Consider the following 18,801-nt stretch of genomic DNA (forward strand, 5'->3'; position numbering starts at 1 on the left):
GAAATATGAAAGCAATCATACTTGCTGGTGGACAATCAGAAAGATTTGGAAAACCAAAAGCATTTGCAAAGATTCATTCACAAATGTTTTATAAACGTATCATTGAAGTTTTAGAAGCTACAAATATGTTTAATGAAATAATTATTAGCACAAATGAAATATTAGCACATGAATTTGATTATGATAATATTGTTATCGATCATGCTAAAAACAAAGGTAAAGGCCCGCTGGCTGGAATTTACTCTGTCATGAAACAACATACTGACGAAACGCTTTTCTTTGTGATTTCTGTAGATACACCGATGATTACACAAAAAGCAATAAGTAAATTGTATCAATTTATGGTTGAACATTTAATAGAAGATCAACTAGATATCGCCGGTTTCCAAGAAGATGGCATGCCCATTCCAACGATGGCTTTTTATAGTCCACATACGCTTTCTTTTATAGAGGCAGCATTGGAATCAGGTGATTACAGCCTTAAGAATGTCTATTCAAAAGTCAAAAGTGATTGGTTAGATGTGCACGAAATTGGTTCATCTGATTATTGGTACAAAAATATTAACTATCAACAAGACTTAATAGATTTACATCACGACATTAAGAATAGATAGGGGGCTGATCAGATGGTAGAGCAAATAACTGATAAACTTGGGCGTCCAATTCGAGATTTAAGATTGTCAGTTACAGATCGTTGCAATTTTCGTTGTGACTATTGTATGCCAAAAGAAATATTTGGTGATGACTTTGTTTTCCTACCCAAAGATGAATTACTTACTTTTGATGAAATGGTCCGTATTGCTAAAGTTTATACGCGATTAGGAGTCAAAAAAATACGTATTACCGGTGGAGAGCCTCTACTCCGAAGAGATTTATATAAATTAATATACGAGTTGAATCAACTTGATGGTATAGAGGATATTGGTTTAACTACCAATGGTTTATTATTAAAAAAACATGGTCAAAGATTATATGATGCTGGTTTAAGACGTATTAATGTAAGTTTAGATGCGATTGATGACAAAGTGTTCCAAGCTATAAACAACCGGAATATCAAAGCTTCCACAATTTTACAGCAAATAGATTATGCGGTCTCAATTGGTTTTCATGTCAAAGTAAATGTAGTTGTTCAAAAAGGTGTGAACGATGATCAAATTTTACCTATGATTCAATATTTCAAAGATAAGGATATTGAAATACGCTTTATTGAATTTATGGATGTAGGCAATGATAATGGTTGGGACTTCAGTAAAGTAGTAACAAAAGATGAAATGTTAAAAATGATTGAGTCATCATTTGATATAGAACCTGTAAAACCTAAATATTTTGGTGAAGTAGCTAAATATTATCGACATAAAGATAATGGTGCTAAGTTTGGTCTTATCACAAGTGTATCTGAATCATTCTGTTCAACATGTACACGTGCAAGATTATCATCAGATGGTAAGTTTTATGGTTGTCTATTTAGTACCGTAGATGGATTTAATGTAAAGTCATTTATGCGATCAGGCGTGTCAGATGAAGCTCTGTTTGAACAATTTAAAGCTTTATGGAATATTAGAGATGATAGATATTCAGATGAACGTACTGCACAAACAGTAGCTAATAGAAAACGTAAAAAAATCAATATGAACTATATTGGTGGCTGACTTATCAAATATAATCGTTTATGGAGATTGCACTTTTATCACAACATTCATAGCTATTAAATTTTTAAGAAGTTCAAATAACTAATAATACGAAAATTATATTCATTTATGAAGTTATTCTAAAATATATTAAGAGTAGGAGATAATTCAAATTTCAATTGAATTATCTCCTACTCATTTTTTTTATAATTTGAACTCATATCTTATGTGAAATGATTTCAAAAATGAGGAAAGATATTTTTATATGAAAATGTATTATACATAAGTAATTTTTTAACGATTAAAGATAATGAACAATAGAAAAAGATTACCATAATCAATTGTAGCTATATAAAAACTTTACAATAGTAAAATTTATTTATCTGTTTCTTTTAAAATAATAGATTTAATGAAGAAAGTGTTATATAATATTTTAAAAGCTTATTCATTATATAAAGCCAATACTAACAATGAAAGTAAATCATGAGGAGGCCAAATTTATGGAAAGTAAAGCATCATTTTATATTACGTCTGAGAGGGCTTTAAGTCAGTTGAAACATTGGTTGAAGTCAGCTCACCGTTTATCTATCGAAGAGTTTGTAGTTCTGTTTAAGGTTTATGAAGCTAATAAAATTAGCGGAAAAGAATTAAGAGATACCTTACATTTTGAAATGTTATGGGACACTAGTAAAATAGATGTTATTATAAGAAAGATTTATAAAAAAGAATTGATTTCAAAAGTTCGATCAGAAACAGATGAAAGACAAGTGTTCTATTATTACACAGATGATCAGTTAAAAGTAATAGATGATATTATAACAGAAATCGAAAACATAAAAGTCGCTTAATCATTAAGGTTACAAACAGATGATAATCATTAACAACAATATAAATTTGAAATAAGCCAAGTGCTAAAATAGCATTTGGTTTTTTTATATATTTGAAAAATAGAATAAACCTAATTCAGTAATAACTATAATATAAATAAACAAATTTCAATTTTAAATATTGTAAAATGTAGACGAATTGATGCTTCAGCCATAAAGTATGTAAAAAAACTGCCAACAATACTTTTGTTGACAGCTAAAAACAATGTTTTTCAGGATATTTAGTTTATTGTTTAATGAAAAGATTAGATGTTCATGTGTTTTACTTTTCTACCATGAACAAAGTAATAAATAACTCCAGTAATTAAAACCAGTACACCCATAATAGCGTATAATTGAGCGAATGAAACTGCAGAGGTTACAAATCCTAATATATATGGACCAAATCCTAGTCCTAAGTCTAAACCAATGAAGTAAGTTGAGGTAGCTATTCCATATTTTGCCGGTGGAGATACTTTGATTGCAATTGCTTGCATACAAGAAGAAATATTTCCGTAACCAGCACCAAGGAGTAATCCCGCAAGAATTAATAACCAACTATTATTTGTAATACTTAACGTTAAAAAGGTAAGTATTAAAAAGATGAAAGCAGGATAAGCGATGACGTTTTCATTTTTGAGATCCATCATTCTACCAGCGATTGGTCTTGTAATGAGTGATGCAATAGCATAGAAAATAAAAAAATAACTAGATATTGTAACTAAATTAATTTCTTGTGCAAAAAATTGTAAAAATGTCAGAATAGACGAATAAGATAACCCGGCAAGGAGCATAATGATTGCCACAGGTAATGCTTCTTTGGCGATGTAGTTATTAATATTAAATTTTTTACTTTCAGTAGTTTGAGGTTTTATGATATCACGCGTTGTATCGATATTTAACTTAATGAAAAAAGAAATGATAAAACTAATGATACCGCACATTAAACAAAGTAAAAATAACAATTGAATTGGGAATGTATTAATAAGTAAAAGGCCAAAAAATGGACCGATTGCAGCGCCGATAACTAAGCTTAAAGAGAATAAGCTAATACCTTCACTTTTTCTCTCCTGAGGCGTTGCATATGCAGCAATTGTTCCTGTCGCTGTTGTAGTAACCCCAGTAGCAATACCATTAACTAATCTCGTGAACATTAAAATAGCTAAGGCACCTTCTATAAAATAGAACAATTGGGTGATGATTAATAAGATTAAACCAATGATTAAAATCCGTTTAGGACCTATTTTATTAACGTACTTTCCAGTGATAAATCGTCCGATTAAAGAACCGATAATAAATAATCCGGATACAAGTCCTGCCATACTGTCTGAGGCATGATATTCAGATTTTGTATAACTTGCTATGATAACGATAAGTAAATACATGCATAAGTAGACTAAAAAATTAGTTATGAAATTAATATTAAAATTCTTTGTCCAAATTGGTGTCTTCATCGATGCTGATTGATTCATGTTAAAACTCCTCTTTCTCTAAAATTTTCGCGTGAATAAGTTGTATTGATTGTGTGATATGCTCCAGTTCTGAATCTGACAAACCTGTATTTTTAATGATTTCATCTTGCACTTTATCTACGCGAGTACTAATGCTTTTATAAAGATTTTCTCCTTTTTGAGAAAGTGAAAGCCATTTTTCTCGTTTATCGGTACCTGTTTCTACAGTTAATAAAGATTTTTCAGAAAGCACTTTTAATATTTTTCTTGTGGTCGGTTTTTCAATAGAGCGTCGTTTTGAAATTTGTACTAAAGTGGTTGGGGCATTATAGGAGATATCTTTTAAAACGAGCCATTGTGCAGGATAGAGATCAAATGATTCAAAGATGGGTTGGAATAGTTTTGTATATGGTCTATAAATTGCAATGATATTATCAAAGACAAATTTATTTTGCATGAATGCACACCTCCGAAAATAGTTAGCAAAGCTAACTTAATTTTTAAACAAGTTATATTTTAGTCTATTATGCCAAGGAAATCAATAGCTATTTTTTAAAATATGATTTTTAATCACTATATAAATATGATTTCACAAAAGTAAATTGAATCGTAATCATAGGTTATCGGAAGTAAACGCTTAAACAATTTGTTAGAATAAATATAAAGAAAAAATAGGGGGATCAAGGTATGCAAGATTTAAAATTAGATCATATCGTTCATTATGTACAACAATTAGATAATTTCAAATTCCCAGGCCATTTATTTACACTATATCAAGGTGGTAAGCATGATAAATTAGGCACATATAATCGTTTAGCGTACTTAAATAATGCTTACATTGAATTACTGGATATTTATAAACCAGAAAAATTGCAAAAAATTGTCAAAAGTGAAGAAGGTCGAGTCTCATTTCCTTCAAAAATCGTTCAAGATCAGTATAAACAAGGACTGAAAACAATAGCATTTCAAACGTAAGATATTACCAAACTAAAAGAAAAACTTGAAGCACAAAATATAGATGTTATAGGTCCTGTAGAAATGGAAAGGGAAAATACTAAAGGAGAAAAGACTACATGGCGCTTGTTATATATAGCTGATCCAGATTATAGAGTTAAACCGCCATTTTTTATTCAATGGAATGAAAATATTGAAACAAGAGAAGAAAAGCTAACATCATTACGGCAAAACGCCTTTAGTATCAAGGGGATTGAAATTAATAGTACAGAAAGAACACATACGGTTGAAAAATGGCAACAGTGGTTTGGGATGGAAATCGTGAATGATACCGAAACGTTCACAACATTAAAGTTGAAAAACGATGATATTGTATATCGTATATACGATGGTGAGTATTCAGGTTATAAAGCGGTTACTTTGAAAGACGATCATACAACTTCACCGTATACTTTAATCATTAGAGGGCTTAAGTACAAAGTTGAAGCGGATTAGTAAATGTAAACATACATACTATGTGCAATAACGACGATGTGTATCACAGAAGTGATTAGTGTTAAAATAGTTAAGTAAGTTCCCCATTTATTTTTATTAGATAAAAGTAGTAAATACACTGTTGCTACAAATGTAAAAACAGCGAGAATGATTCTTAAACTTAGATATGAAACATTAAACGTTGTACTAAATGTTTGGATTACAAAAATTAAATTGATTAAAAAGAGTAATGACAATATAATGATACGCACTAGAACACCTCATTTCGTATCATATTATAGCAAATAATAGGAAATGATGTGAAAGAATGTGTGAAGCAATGTATAATAACAAAGTATGTAATGGTAAAAGGAGATATCAGTTTTTATGGAAAAGATGAATATAACAAATCAAGCTCATGATGCATTTGTTAAAGCGCATCCGCAAGGTGATCTATTACAATTAACAAAATGGGCAGAAACAAAGCGATTGACTGGCTGGTACTCAAAGCGTATCGCAGTAGGTGAAGATGGTGAGATTTTAGGAGTGGCCCAGTTATTATTTAAAAAGGTTCCTAAATTGCCTTATACGCTATGCTATATTTCAAGAGGTTTTGTAACAGATTATAGTAATAAACTCGCATTAGAAACATTACTAGAATACGCAATTCAGATAGCAAAAGAAGAAAAAGCTTATGCAATAAAAATCGACCCTGATGTTGAAGTAGATAATGGTGCTGATGCACTTACACATCTAAGAGCATTAGGTTTTAGACATAAAGGGTTTAAAGAAGGACTTTCGAAAGATTATATCCAACCAAGAATGACAATGATAACACCGATTGATAAAAACGATGACGCTTTGATTCAAAGTTTTGAAAGACGTAATCGTTCAAAAGTTAGATTGGCATTAAAACGTGGTACGAAAGTAGAACGTTCTGATAGAGAAGGTTTGAAAACATTTGCCGAATTAATGAAAATTACGGGTGAAAGAGATGGCTTTTTAACGAGAGATATTAGCTATTTCCAAAATATATATGATGCTTTACATCCCGATGGAGATGCAGAATTATTCTTAGTGAAATTAGAGCCTAAACCCGTGCTTAAGGATTTACGCCAAGATTTAGCGCAGTTAGAAAAGGAAAAAGAAAAGTTAGCTGAAAAAAAACAAGATAAAAAGACATTAAATAAAATAAACGATGCTGACAATAAAATGAAAAAAACGCAAGAACTTATCAATGAGATGGAAGCTTTAGAAGCTAAGCACCCAGAAGGATTATATTTATCAGGTGCATTGCTTGTGTTTGCTGGAAATAAATCTTATTATCTGTATGGCGCGTCATCAAATGATTATCGAGACTTCTTGCCAAATCATCACATGCAATTTGCAATGATGCAATACGCTCGAGCACATGGTGCTAAAACATATGATTTTGGTGGCACAGATAATGATCCCGATAAGGAATCAGACCATTATGGATTGTGGGCATTTAAGAAAGTATGGGGAACTTATTTAAGTGAAAAAATAGGTGAATTTGATTATGTGTTAAATAAACCATTATATCAAGTTATTGAAAATGTTAAACCTAAATTGACTAAAGCTAAAATAAAACTTTCACGTAAATTAAAACGTTAGTAGTTTTGTTTGTGATTTTGTAAAAAAGTAGACACGTTATAAAGTTTTAATATGCAACTTAAACTTTATAACGTGCATTTTTTATGAATTTAGAAAATACATATATAATTAAACGTAATGAAATTAAATGAAGTATCGCATTAAAATGCTAGTTGAGAGGAGAAAAGATATGATTAAAAAACTATTACAGTTTTCACTTGGAAATAAGTTTGCAATTTTTCTTATGGTATTGCTGGTCATTTTAGGTGGTGTGTATTCAAGTGCAAAAATGAAACTTGAATTATTACCTGATGTTGAGCCACCAGTGATTACAGTACAAACAACCATGCCTGGTGCTACACCAGAAACGGTGAAGGAAGAAATTAGTGATAAAATTGATGACCAAATAAGGTCAATGGCAAGTGTGAAAAATGTTAATGCACAATCTATTCAAAATGCTTCTATGGTTTCTGTTGAATATGAAAATGGCACAGATATGGATAAGGCAGAAAACGATTTAAAAAAAGAACTTGATAAAATTAAGTTTGATGATGGTGTGGAAGACCCCGACTTAACAAGGAATTCAATGAATGCTTTTCCAATTGTGGCTTATTCTTTTACCACAAAGGATAATAATTTAAAAGATACAACAAAAAAAGTTAACAATCAGTTACTACCTAAACTTCAAACAATCGATGGTGTACAAAATGCACAATTGAATGGACAAACATCTAGAGAAGTTTCAATTAAATTTGATCAGGAAAAATTACAAGACAGAGGATTGACTGTAGATTGTGTGGAACAATTCTTAAAGGGTGCCACAAGTGAAACCCCGTTAGGTTTATTCCAGTTCGGTAAAACTGAAAAGTCAGTAGTGGTTGATGGCCAATTTACTTCAATAAATGCATTGGAAAACCTTGAGATTCCATTATCAGCTTCAAGTATGAGCACTCAAGGTAACAACGATGAAAATGCAAGCCAAAGTACGAGTGACCAAAGTTCATCACAAGGAAGTAACATGGCAGCAATGCCTACCTCAGATGATCAAGACGGTGAAAATAGCATGCCTTCTGTTAAACTCAAAGACATTGCAAATATTTCAGTTGGTGATGAACGACAATCTATTTCTAAAACAAATGGCAAAGATGCAGTCAATGTACAAGTGACGAAAGCACAAGATGCCAATACTGTTAAAGTAGCAAAAGATACGAAAAAAGAAATTGATGAATTTACCAAAGACAATAAAGATATCAAAGCTACTAAAGTTATGGATACTGCGAAACCAATAGAAGACTCGCTGTATACAATGATTGAAAAAGCAGCACTCGGTACGATTGTTGCCATAATTGTTATATTATTATTTTTAAGAAATATTAGAACAACAGCAATTTCAGTCGTTTCGATACCGATGTCTATATTAATTGCAATGGTTGCATTGAAATTAACAGATGTGTCGTTAAATATATTGACACTTGGTGCGTTAACAGTTGCGATAGGTCGAGTGATCGATGATTCAATTGTTGTAGTTGAAAATATTTATAGACGTTTATCAGATAAAAAAGAAACACTAACTGGTAACAGCCTCATTATTAGTGCGACGAGTGAAGTATTTAAACCGATAATGTCGTCGACAATCGTTACTATTATAGTTTTTCTCCCATTGGCGTTTGTCAATGGTTCAGTAGGTGAGATGTTTAGGCCATTTGCATTAGCGATTGCATTTAGTTTACTAGCTTCTTTACTTGTTTCGATTACCATCGTACCTTCTTTAAGTGCTACTTTCTTCAAAAAAGGTGTCAAACAACAGAGAGAAGAAACATTAGGTCTGGTAGGAAGAGGATATAAACGTATACTCCGCTGGTCATTAGCGCACAAATGGATTGTAATGATTTTAAGTACAATCATTTTAATCGCTAGTATCGGTTTAGGGGCCGCTAAACTAGGGACTAGTTTTATCTCAACTGGAGAAGATAAATTCATGGCATTAACTTACACTCCTGAACCAGGTGAGACAGAGCAAGGTGTATTAGAACATGCCGAACAAGTACAAAAATACTTGAACACTAAAGATAAGGTGAAAACAGTTCAGTACTCTGTAGGTGGAGCAACGCCAACGGATCCTACAGGTAGTTCAAATAGTATGGCTATCATGGTTGAATATGAGAGTGATACACCTAACTTTGATGAAGAACCAGATAAAGTATTAAAACATATCAACAAATATCATCATCCTGGAGATTGGGCAAATCAGGATATGGGTACAGGTGGTACAAATAATGAATTAGCAATCACTGTTACTGGTCCATCTCTTGATGCTATCAAAGGAACTGTCAATAAAGTCGAAAAAGAAATGAAACATATTCATGGCATTGCTAATGTTAAGTCTGATTTATCTCAAACATACGAACAATATAATATCAAAGTCGATCAAAATAAAGCTTCCAATTATGGTTTGTCTGCATCACAATTAGCCATGACATTAAATCAGAATACACCTGAGCAAAGTGTCACAACCGTAAAGGAAAATGGTAAATCGATAGATGTGAAAATTAAAGAAGATAAAGAAACGGATTGGACAGAAGAAAAACTTAAAAATACTAAAATACAAACAGCTACTGGTCAATCTATTGAATTAAGTGATATCGCAAAATTAGAAAAAACAACGACGCCAAACAAAATAGAAACTAAAGCAGGAGACTATACGTCAAAAGTTTCCGGAAAAGTGACAAATGATGATGTTGGCGGGACTTCACAGAAAGTGTTGTCACAGTTAAATAAAATAGATAAGCCGAATAACGTAGACGTCAACATGGGAGGGGCAAATGAAGATATAGGAAATGCAGTAACACAATTATCTATGGCGATGTTAGCAGCAATTATTATAGTTTATTTAGTACTTGTGTTAACATTTAAAGGCGCCTTGGCACCTTTCACCATATTATTCTCATTGCCATATACAGTGATAGGTGTAGTGGTTGCATTAGTGGTGACTGGCGAGACAATATCTGTACCTAGCATGATTGGTATGCTTATGCTAATTGGTATTGTTGTAACCAATGCAATTGTGTTAATAGATAGAGTGATTAATAAACAACATCAAGGTATGGCAATGCAAGCGGCACTGTTAGAAGCAGGAGGAACGCGTATCAGACCAATACTTATGACAGCATTAGCAACGATTGGTGCGTTGCTGCCAATGTTATTTGGTCAAGACAGTTCTATTATTATTTCAAAAGGTATGGCAGCGACTGTAGTAGGTGGATTGGTTTCTTCAACCTTATTAACTTTAATTGTTGTACCAGTAATATATGAAATATTATTTACATTAAAGTCAAAAATCTTGAGAAAAAGAAAGTAAAATAAAATGCGGACCTACGAGATGACATGCTTTTTGTAGATTTTGTATGTCCGTACTTATATATATGAGCACATGTTTGAATATATAAAATCAGCCCCGATAAGTTTCTTTTAATCAGAAATCTTGTCGGGGCTGATTTATATGTGTGACGTTACAGTATTTTAAAATAGTGGTTTTTAATATAAAACTAAAGTCAAAATAACATAAATTACAAATAAGATAACGCTCATTATATTTAAAATTTGAACGGCTTTTTGGTCTTTTTTGCCGTTTTTGAAAGCTGTAATTTCTACATTACCTATGATAAGCAGTAGGACAATAAAGACCCACCAATTGATTGCTGGGAACGATAATGTTGTAATAGCTACCACGAATAATAAAAGTAAAGACATAATAATACGTAAAATACGCGTTATAATGGTGTTCATTTTAAATATACTTATGTAACTTACGATTAAATATAACACTGGCAAAAATATAAGATACAGTTGCATTTATTACATCCTTTCTATGTTCGCCCTTAATCTTAGCATGTAAGTTATTGATTTACTAGGATGTTATTTATTTTCTTTTTGTCTAATTTCTGAACGTACCTCTGACATTTCTTGCTCTATTTTTTCAAGTTGTTTTATTAAAGGATCCACAGATTGATTAACTGATTCTCTTTTTTCGAGGTCTCCTTGTAATCTAACATAATCATATTTCAGTTCCGCTAATTTATCATTTAAATCCATTCAATTACCTCCATTTTTGTTTAATGTAAGCATTTCGTATATAAGTTGAATTATAACATGGATTCGAAAGCTTCTAAAATGGTTGCCACTTATGTTAAAGTATGAAAATAGAATGAAAACAGATGATTGGATGAAAGAAGGAATAATGTGACCCAACAATTTATCATTATTATATTACTCATTGCATTAGGCTATGTACTCAAACGGATAAATTACTTTAAAGCTAACGATAGTCAAGTCTTTTCAACACTCGTATTAAACATAACATTACCTTCTTTAGTGATTGTTAATTTAAATGGTGCAAGTTTAGATTTGTCACTATCAATATTACCGATAATGATGATATTGTATGGTGTTATCGCTAAGGTCATCGTGATTTGGTTTTTCTTAAAGTATGACAATCACATACGTGGAACAGTTGGCATGATGACAGCTTCGCTAAATATTGGTTTATTTGCTTATCCACTTGTAGAAGCGATATGGCCTAAAACAGGAATGATATATTTTGGAATGGCAGATATAGGTGGCGCAATGATTATGTTTGGTGTTACATACTTTGTTGGCAGTTATTTCAGTAGTGCAGGTGATAATTTTGATTTTAAATATTTAGGAAAGAATTTACTTAAATCGGTTCCTTTAATGACATATATCATTATGTTTATATTAAATATGCTTAATATACACTTCCCAGAGCCTGTAATTAAATTTTTCTCTGTACTATCTGGCGCTAATATGCCACTTTCAATGATATTATTAGGTTTGATGCTCAACTTTAGTATTGATAAACGCTTCTTGCCTATTGCTTTAAAGTATTTAGGTTTACATTATGGATTGGGAATCATCGCAGGATTGCTCGTTTACTTCTTTTTACCAGTTGATAATGATATGATTAAAACAACACTACAAGTTGCTTGGTTATTACCAGTAGGTGTTGCTATTATACCTTATTCCATTCAATTTAAGTATAAGACTTTGCCACTCGTTGGAATGGTGAGTAATTTAACGATTTTAATTAGCATTATTATATTGTATGTATATCAAGCGTTATTTGTTTAATTGATTTTTGGAAGACTATGAAACGATTTGAATATAAAAAATAAGGGTCTGGGACATATCAATGGTGTCCCGGACCCTTAAATATCGAGCATAAGTATTAATGATCAAATGCATGTGTTTGGATTGGCGCGATGACTTTATCCTTTACCTCCCATAAACGCGGGGTAATTAGTCATTCCACCATCAACGTAAATGGTAGTTCCATGAATATAACTTGCTAAATCAGAGGCAAGAAATCTTGCTACATTTGCGACTTCATTTGCTTCGCCAATCTCTTTTGCCGGAATCATTTCTAATGTTTCTGCCCGTGTTGTTGGGTCTGAAAATTTTTCTTTTGTATGTTCCGTTACAATTGCCCCTGGTGAAATATTATTAATGCGGATACCATATTGAGCATATTCCATAGACATTGTTTCCATCATTAATTTTAAACCACCTTTACTAGCAGCGTAATTCACATAGTTAGGCCAAGGGATTTTATCATGTACACTTGAAGTATTAAGAATAACACCTTTTTTATTCTCTTTGAGAAATTGATTAACTGCGGCTTTGGAACCTAAAAAAGCACCTGTTAGGTTAATATCAATTACTTTTTGCCACTCATCTAAAGGCATTTCATGTGTTGGGATTGCTTTTTCAAATCCGGCATTGTTAATCATGATATCTAATGTACCAAAGTGATTTACAGTAGTTTGAATGAGGTGATCAATATCATTTTCTTTAGAGATATCTGCTTGAACTTTTAATGCTTTGCCACCAGCATTTTCAATTAATTTAATTGAGGCTTCTATAGCATCCATATGACGTTCGGATCTGTAGTTTAATACGACATTCGCTTGTTCTTCACCAAACTGCTCTGCCATGGCTTTTCCAATACCACTACCAGCCCCAGTAATAATGACTACTTTTCCTGCTAAATCTTTAAACATTTAAGATTCCTCCTAGTTATTCGGCATAAATTTTGATGAATTAAAGTGTTTAGTCGAATACAGTTTTATAATACTTGATTAAGCTTTAATATTGCCTAAAACAAATGCAGCGATAACGATTAAAATGATACCTGTCCAGATGCCTATCATCTGACGTTTATCTTTTCGTTCACCTAAAAGAAAAATGCCACCAAGTGTAGAAACAATTACTAATAATTGTGAAAATGAGAAACTTGTCGCCACACCTACTTTTGGTTGTGAATAGAACATAAACAAGTTTCCTATACCCCATATGACACCAGGTATTAGATTCCAAACTGTACTTCTAATCGTAGTTTCATGTTTAGCTGATAATATTAATCCACCTATTGCCATACCAATAGATTGGAAGAATAGGGCATTCATACCATCAACACCAAAAATTTGTGCAACCACAACATAGACGACATAACCTACAGTGGAAATTAACAAGATAGGAATTGCTTTTCCAAAGTTTTTCGTACTTTCTGAAGCTTCATTTTTACCTTTAATTGAAGTAAGCGCAATACCGCCAACAAGTAAAATCATTGCAACTAGGCCAAGAATTACTTGTGTGCCAGTACTCCATTCACCTAAAAATATAGCACTAAATAAAGTAGTACCAACAAGTTGTAATCCTGTTGAAATTGGCATTGTTTTAGATACGCCAATTAAACTGACTGATTTTAATTGATAACCTTGTCCCAATGCCCAAAAAGCACCAGATATTAAACCTACAATAATCACGATGGGGTCATCGAATTTTGTATTGCCAGTAAGTAATAATAAGATACCTATGATAAGTGCACCGAAAGTAGTCCCTCTGATTTGATTGTAAGGGCCACCACCAACGAGTACATTAATTAAAACAACACTTCCCCAAAATAATGCTGGGAGCAGGGCAATTAATAAATCCATAATTAAGCTTCACTCACTCTCTATTTATTTTTACTTTCCCTTTATAAAACAATCACTGAAGATTGCCCTAGACACTCATTTTAAAGTAAAGGTATCGAATAGTAAAAATATTAGATTACAGTTCAGCTTTTTAATTTTTAAAATAGTCTATATGGATATTAAAAATGTAAAAATATAAAACACTTATAATTTAAATGTATGCAGCTACGTACTTGAATTTTTTATATTCATAATTAATGTTAAAACCTAATTCGTTGAAACGCTCAACAAGTGTAGTATTTTTACTGCGTATTTTAAAATATATCTTATCAATATCAAAAGTTGAAAAAGCAAAATGTAGAGAATATGATAGTAAATCAAAAGCAATCCCCATTAATCTGTAATCAGAGTGCGAAGAAAAGTATTTGATTTCAGCTATATGGTTGTTTTCAGCGATTTCAAGATATAAATAACCTTTTAATAATCCTTCAGACATGAATATAAATAGGCGATGGTACTCATCTAATGATTTTACAATTTCAGCAGCAGTCATTACATCATGTTTAAATGTTTGATCATGTAATTTACTAAAATAAGGGTAGAACGCAGGTTGATATTCAATAATATTTTGTTCATTACCAACATTTCCAATATCTTTTGTAGAAATGAGATAGTAGTCAGTAAAGCTATAGGATGCACCTAATGATTTCATAAACGGTAAGTATTCTTGTTCATGTTCTTCAAAAGAAAAATTAAAATTTGCAGTATCAGGTTTACTTTGAGCTAAAGCATCAAAAAGTTGTGTCATTTCTTCGATAGTAGGCGTAATATTTTTGTGTATGAATGGGCCTAATACTTTATATTTATTATCTTCGTACTTTAAAGCTAAAAGTAACATTGTAATTTCATCTTGATTGTTCACTTGTGCAAATACACCAGGATCCTGTATTGCATTGGTAATAACAGACCTAATATCATTATGCATTTGTGGTAATTTGTACAAATAAGAAGCAGATTGATAGTTAGCATTATTCAAAAATTCCAAGATTTGATCGACATCGTTCGGATTTGTTGTTTTCATATAATACCTCCATATGATGAACTATTAAGTTAATTATAAGAACTTTTTCATGTAAATGGAAGTTTTGATGTGCTATATACATGTTACAATAAGAATATCATTGAACTGAAAGGACGAAATTATGAAATCACTCATTATTGCAGAAAAACCTTCTGTAGGTAGAGATATTGCGCAAGCATTGAATATAAATGATAAACGTAATGGTTACTTTGAAAATAATAAATATATTGTGACTTGGGCATTGGGGCATTTAGTTACAAATGCTACGCCAGAACAATATGATAATAATTATAAAGAATGGAAACTTAACGATCTCCCTATTATACCTAACCGTATGAAGACGGTTGTCATAAGTAAGACCAAAAAACAATTTTCTATTGTACAATCATTAATCAATAACAAAAACACAAAAGATATTATTATCGCAACAGATGCCGGTAGAGAAGGTGAACTTGTTGCGCGTTTAATTTTGGATAAATCTCATAATAAGAAACCGATTAAAAGGTTGTGGATTAGTTCAGTAACAAAAAAAGCAATTAAAGATGGCTTTTCAAAATTACAAGATGGTCGTAAATTTAACAATTTATATTATGCAGCACTTGCTCGAAGTGAGGCAGACTGGATTGTTGGTATCAATGCAACGCGTGCATTAACTACGAAATATGATGCACAATTGTCTCTCGGTAGAGTTCAGACACCGACGATACAACTCGTTCAAATGAGACAAAACGAAATTAATCACTTTTCTCCACAAACTTATTTTAAAATGAATATTGTTGCTGGGGGGCTTACATTCCAATGTGTGACGCCAGAGACAAGTAATGATAAATCAGTTTTTGAAAAGATAAAAAGTGAAATCAGTGAGAAAGACGGTTTGATTGAAAGTATTAATAAAAAACATAAAAAGTCCTATGCACCTAAACTGTTCAGTTTAACAGATTTGCAACAAGAGGCATACAAACGATATCACTTTGGTCCAAAAGAAACATTGAATGTTTTACAGACTTTGTATGAAAGACATAAACTAGTAACATACCCACGAACAGATTCTAATTATTTAACTGATGATATGGTAAATACACTAAAAGATAGAATACAAGCTATCATGGGCACATCGTTAAAAGAAATTGCAAAAAAACAATTAACACAATCTTTTTCAATAAATGAAAAATTTATAAATAATCAAAAAGTATCAGACCACCATGCAATTATTCCAACAGAAGTACGTCCAGATATGAATCAACTAACCCAACGTGAAACAAAAATTTATCTGATGATTGCTCAAAGATTTTTAGAAAATCTTATGCCGCCACACGAATACGAGGCTGTATCAATCCAAATTGTAAGTGAGAAATATAAATTCGAATTTAAAGATAAAATTACTAAAAAATTAGGGTTTAAAGCGATTTATGAAACTGAAGCATCAGTAAACGAGCAAATAGAAAAATTAACAAAATCATCCAAATTGCATATCACACAGGCTAAAATTGAGCACCATGAAACAATGCCACCTTCATATTTTAATGAAGGTACATTATTAAAAGCGATGGAAAGCCCACAAAAATTCTTTAAATTAAACAATAAAAAATATAATGAAACATTAAAAGAAACAGGTGGAATTGGAACTGTTGCGACTAGAGCAGATATCATTGAAAAATTATTTAATATGAATGCAATCGAATCACGTGACGGTAAAATCAAAGTTACCTCTAAAGGAAAACAAATACTAGAGCTTGCACCACAAAAATTAACATCTCCGCTATTAACTGCTGAGTGGGAAGAAAAACTATCTTTAATAGAACAAGGTAAATATAATGCCAATCAATTTATATCTGAGATGAAAAATTTCACACATGAAGTTGTCAGTGAAATTAAAGAAAGCGAACAGAATTATAAACACGATAATTTAACCACAACGGAATGTCCTACATGTGGCAAATTTATGATTAAAGTTAAAACTAAAAATGGACAAATGCTGGTTTGTCAGGATCCAAAATGTAAAACTAAAAAGAATATTCAAAGAAAAACCAATGCGCATTGTCCAAATTGCCATAAAAAAATGATGTTGTTTGGAAAAGGAAAAGAAGCAGTATATCGTTGTGTGTGCGGACATACTGAAACACAAGCGCAAATGGATAAACGTCATAAAAATAAAAAATCAGATAAAGTAAACAAAAAAGATTTAAAAAAATATATGAATAACAATGATGGCTTAGAGAACAATCCATTTCAAGATGCGTTAAAAGGTTTGAAATTTTAAATTAATCGAACGAATAGCATTAATTTTGACAAGAAGTTCGTGTTTGCTATTGTAAAATAGTGAAATTGGTATTAGAATGTGTAGGTATTTTAAAAAAAGGAGAACTAAACCGTGAAAAAGTATTTCAAGTTTGAAAAACATAAAACAAACTATAAGAAAGAGATACTTGGTGGGCTTACAACTTTCTTGTCAATGGCATATATCTTAGCTGTCAACCCTCAAGTACTAAGTTTAGCAGGCGTAAAAGGTGTTTCAGAAAATATGAAAATGGATCAAGGTGCTATTTTTGTTGCTACAGCACTAGCAGCGTTTGTTGGTTCGTTATTCATGGGCTTGATAGCTAGGTATCCAATTGCCTTAGCACCCGGCATGGGCTTAAATGCGTTTTTCGCATTTACAGTGGTGTTAACAATGGGAATTCCATGGCAAGTAGGTTTGACTGGTGTGTTATTCTCTGGCGTAGTTTTTGCAATACTGACTATGACAGGTTTAAGAGAGACCATTATTAATGCAATACCCTATCAAATGAAAATGGCGGTTTCAGCGGGTATAGGTTTGTTTATTACCTTTGTAGGATTACAAAGCTCAGGAATTATTACTAATAATGATTCTACATTAGTGACTTTGGGTCATATAACTGATGGTCCAGTATTGTTAACAATATTTGGAATTATAATAACAGTGATTCTGTATGCTGTTAGAGTACCTGGTGCTATATTTATTGGTATGGTACTAACATCTATTTTAGGTATGCTTACAGGATTAATACATACACCAAGTGGCATTGTAGGAAAAGTACCAAGTATTGAACCTACTTTTGGAGCCGCTTTTGAAGCATTCAAAGATCCCGGTCAGTTGTTCACTGTGCAATTTTTAATTGTAATTTTAACGTTTTTATTTATAGATTTCTTCGATACTGCAGGTACACTTGTTGCAGTAGCAACACAAGCAGGTATGATGAAGAATAATAAATTACCGAGAGCTGGACGCGCATTATTTTCTGATTCATTAGCAACGATAGTTGGTTCAATTTTTGGTACGACAACAACAACTTCCTATATTGAATCTACTTCAGGTGTCGCTGTAGGGGCGCGTACTGGATTTGCTAGTGTTGTTACAGGTTTTTGTTTCTTATTAGCTATATTTTTTAGTCCTTTAATGGAAGTAGTAACAAGTGCAGTGACTACACCAGCGCTTGTAGTCGTGGGCGTGTTGATGGCTGCCAACTTTGCGGAAATAGATTGGAAAAAATTCGAAGTTGCTGTACCGGCATTTATCACGATTATTATGATGCCATTATCCTATTCAATCGCAACTGGTATTGCTTGTGGTTTCATCTTTTATCCAATCACAATGTTGATTTCTAAAAGACATAAAGAAGTCCACCCAATCATGTATGCTTTAATGATATTGTTTATATTATATTTTGTATTTGTTCACAGCTAAATAAAAAAATCCTTTTGCAGCGTTTCGTATCGCAG

General features: G+C 31.9%; 15 protein-coding genes and 1 pseudogene. 9 read left to right on the top strand and 7 right to left on the bottom strand.

All coding sequences use genetic code 11. From position 1 onward, the window contains the following. Window positions 1–5: 5 nt before the first annotated feature. From mobA to AB1J10_RS06745, 3 genes are all read left to right on the top strand, one after another. Window positions 6–614, top strand: a complete 609-nt coding sequence (gene mobA, locus AB1J10_RS06735) for a molybdenum cofactor guanylyltransferase MobA (RefSeq protein ID WP_046208441.1) — start codon at window positions 6–8, stop codon at window positions 612–614. A gap of 12 nt (window positions 615–626) precedes the next feature. After that, window positions 627–1,649 carry a GTP 3',8-cyclase MoaA gene (moaA, locus tag AB1J10_RS06740; RefSeq protein ID WP_070037653.1) on the top strand — a complete coding sequence of 341 codons (1,023 nt, stop codon included), beginning with the start codon at window positions 627–629 and terminating at the stop codon, window positions 1,647–1,649. Between the two features lie 479 nt (window positions 1,650–2,128). Next, window positions 2,129–2,476, top strand: coding sequence for a SarA family transcriptional regulator (locus AB1J10_RS06745; RefSeq protein WP_046208439.1), 348 nt, complete (start codon window positions 2,129–2,131; stop codon window positions 2,474–2,476). A 284-nt stretch (window positions 2,477–2,760) separates the two neighbouring features. On the opposite strand, the gene AB1J10_RS06750 is transcribed toward AB1J10_RS06745, so the two are convergent. Together AB1J10_RS06750 and AB1J10_RS06755 are read right to left on the bottom strand one after the other, a co-directional pair. After that, window positions 2,761–3,966 (bottom strand): MFS transporter, encoded by a 1,206-nt coding sequence (locus tag AB1J10_RS06750; RefSeq protein WP_064209377.1) that lies wholly within the window; start codon window positions 3,964–3,966, stop codon window positions 2,761–2,763. A gap of 1 nt (window position 3,967) precedes the next feature. After that, on the bottom strand, window positions 3,968–4,402 hold the full coding sequence (locus tag AB1J10_RS06755) for a MarR family winged helix-turn-helix transcriptional regulator (RefSeq protein ID WP_064209378.1): 435 nt from the start codon (window positions 4,400–4,402) through the stop codon (window positions 3,968–3,970). Between the two features lie 230 nt (window positions 4,403–4,632). Here AB1J10_RS06755 and AB1J10_RS06760 point away from each other — a divergent pair. From AB1J10_RS06760 to AB1J10_RS06770, 3 genes and pseudogenes are all read left to right on the top strand, one after another. Then, window positions 4,633–5,394, top strand: a pseudogene (locus AB1J10_RS06760) (VOC family protein). A gap of 366 nt (window positions 5,395–5,760) precedes the next feature. Then, window positions 5,761–7,008 carry a lipid II:glycine glycyltransferase FemX gene (locus AB1J10_RS06765; RefSeq protein ID WP_046208435.1) on the top strand — a complete coding sequence of 416 codons (1,248 nt, stop codon included), beginning with the start codon at window positions 5,761–5,763 and terminating at the stop codon, window positions 7,006–7,008. Between the two features lie 169 nt (window positions 7,009–7,177). After that, window positions 7,178–10,345: an efflux RND transporter permease subunit gene (locus AB1J10_RS06770; protein ID WP_369003062.1), complete on the top strand. Its 3,168-nt coding sequence runs from the start codon at window positions 7,178–7,180 to the stop codon at window positions 10,343–10,345. Window positions 10,346–10,521: 176 nt separating this feature from the next. Here the strand turns inward: AB1J10_RS06770 and mspA are convergent, their stop codons facing one another. Next, on the bottom strand, window positions 10,522–10,839 hold the full coding sequence (mspA, locus tag AB1J10_RS06775) for a membrane stabilizing protein MspA (RefSeq protein WP_046208433.1): 318 nt from the start codon (window positions 10,837–10,839) through the stop codon (window positions 10,522–10,524). A gap of 63 nt (window positions 10,840–10,902) precedes the next feature. Next, window positions 10,903–11,079, bottom strand: a complete 177-nt coding sequence (locus AB1J10_RS06780; protein ID WP_164987263.1) for an SE1832 family protein — start codon at window positions 11,077–11,079, stop codon at window positions 10,903–10,905. Window positions 11,080–11,226: 147 nt separating this feature from the next. Here AB1J10_RS06780 and AB1J10_RS06785 point away from each other — a divergent pair, with 147 nt between their 5' ends. Further along, window positions 11,227–12,135 carry an AEC family transporter gene (locus tag AB1J10_RS06785; protein WP_046208432.1) on the top strand — a complete coding sequence of 303 codons (909 nt, stop codon included), beginning with the start codon at window positions 11,227–11,229 and terminating at the stop codon, window positions 12,133–12,135. Window positions 12,136–12,272: 137 nt separating this feature from the next. Here the strand turns inward: AB1J10_RS06785 and AB1J10_RS06790 are convergent, their stop codons facing one another. The 3 genes from AB1J10_RS06790 to AB1J10_RS06800 all read right to left on the bottom strand — a co-directional run bounded on the left by AB1J10_RS06790 (window position 12,273) and on the right by AB1J10_RS06800 (window position 15,060). Then, window positions 12,273–13,064, bottom strand: a complete 792-nt coding sequence (locus AB1J10_RS06790; protein ID WP_064209382.1) for a glucose 1-dehydrogenase — start codon at window positions 13,062–13,064, stop codon at window positions 12,273–12,275. 78 nt (window positions 13,065–13,142) lie between these two features. Then, entirely contained in the window at window positions 13,143–14,000 is an 858-nt protein-coding gene (locus AB1J10_RS06795) for a RhaT/GlcU family sugar-proton symporter (protein ID WP_046208430.1), read from the bottom strand. A gap of 190 nt (window positions 14,001–14,190) precedes the next feature. Further along, the gene (locus AB1J10_RS06800) at window positions 14,191–15,060 is read right to left on the bottom strand and encodes a GNAT family N-acetyltransferase (protein WP_073343794.1); all 870 of its coding nucleotides are present in this window, start codon (window positions 15,058–15,060) and stop codon (window positions 14,191–14,193) included. A 121-nt stretch (window positions 15,061–15,181) separates the two neighbouring features. Here AB1J10_RS06800 and AB1J10_RS06805 point away from each other — a divergent pair, with 121 nt between their 5' ends. Both AB1J10_RS06805 and AB1J10_RS06810 read left to right on the top strand, forming a co-directional pair. After that, a complete protein-coding gene (locus AB1J10_RS06805; RefSeq protein WP_369003064.1) occupies window positions 15,182–17,320 on the top strand; it encodes a DNA topoisomerase III in 2,139 nt (712 codons plus the stop codon). Window positions 17,321–17,431: 111 nt separating this feature from the next. Continuing rightward, window positions 17,432–18,766 carry an NCS2 family permease gene (locus AB1J10_RS06810; RefSeq protein WP_107365256.1) on the top strand — a complete coding sequence of 445 codons (1,335 nt, stop codon included), beginning with the start codon at window positions 17,432–17,434 and terminating at the stop codon, window positions 18,764–18,766. The last annotated feature ends 35 nt before the right edge of the window (window positions 18,767–18,801 follow it).

This window comes from Staphylococcus cohnii species complex 1663, from assembly GCF_041008415.1.
In the GTDB taxonomy this organism is placed as follows: domain Bacteria; phylum Bacillota; class Bacilli; order Staphylococcales; family Staphylococcaceae; genus Staphylococcus; species Staphylococcus ureilyticus.

What these genes read in the sequence shown, in the direction of transcription:
- mobA (WP_046208441.1), top strand. Translation starts at nt 6, where the DNA reads ATGAAAGCAATCATACTTGCTGGTGGACAATCAGAAAGATTTGGAAAA.
- moaA (WP_070037653.1), top strand. Translation starts at nt 627, where the DNA reads ATGGTAGAGCAAATAACTGATAAACTTGGGCGTCCAATTCGAGATTTA.
- AB1J10_RS06745 (WP_046208439.1), top strand. Translation starts at nt 2,129, where the DNA reads ATGGAAAGTAAAGCATCATTTTATATTACGTCTGAGAGGGCTTTAAGT.
- AB1J10_RS06750 (WP_064209377.1), bottom strand. Translation starts at nt 3,966, where the DNA reads ATGAATCAATCAGCATCGATGAAGACACCAATTTGGACAAAGAATTTT.
- AB1J10_RS06755 (WP_064209378.1), bottom strand. Translation starts at nt 4,402, where the DNA reads ATGCAAAATAAATTTGTCTTTGATAATATCATTGCAATTTATAGACCA.
- AB1J10_RS06765 (WP_046208435.1), top strand. Translation starts at nt 5,761, where the DNA reads ATGGAAAAGATGAATATAACAAATCAAGCTCATGATGCATTTGTTAAA.
- AB1J10_RS06770 (WP_369003062.1), top strand. Translation starts at nt 7,178, where the DNA reads ATGATTAAAAAACTATTACAGTTTTCACTTGGAAATAAGTTTGCAATT.
- mspA (WP_046208433.1), bottom strand. Translation starts at nt 10,839, where the DNA reads ATGCAACTGTATCTTATATTTTTGCCAGTGTTATATTTAATCGTAAGT.
- AB1J10_RS06780 (WP_164987263.1), bottom strand. Translation starts at nt 11,079, where the DNA reads ATGGATTTAAATGATAAATTAGCGGAACTGAAATATGATTATGTTAGA.
- AB1J10_RS06790 (WP_064209382.1), bottom strand. Translation starts at nt 13,064, where the DNA reads ATGTTTAAAGATTTAGCAGGAAAAGTAGTCATTATTACTGGGGCTGGT.
- AB1J10_RS06795 (WP_046208430.1), bottom strand. Translation starts at nt 14,000, where the DNA reads ATGGATTTATTAATTGCCCTGCTCCCAGCATTATTTTGGGGAAGTGTT.
- AB1J10_RS06800 (WP_073343794.1), bottom strand. Translation starts at nt 15,060, where the DNA reads ATGAAAACAACAAATCCGAACGATGTCGATCAAATCTTGGAATTTTTG.
- AB1J10_RS06805 (WP_369003064.1), top strand. Translation starts at nt 15,182, where the DNA reads ATGAAATCACTCATTATTGCAGAAAAACCTTCTGTAGGTAGAGATATT.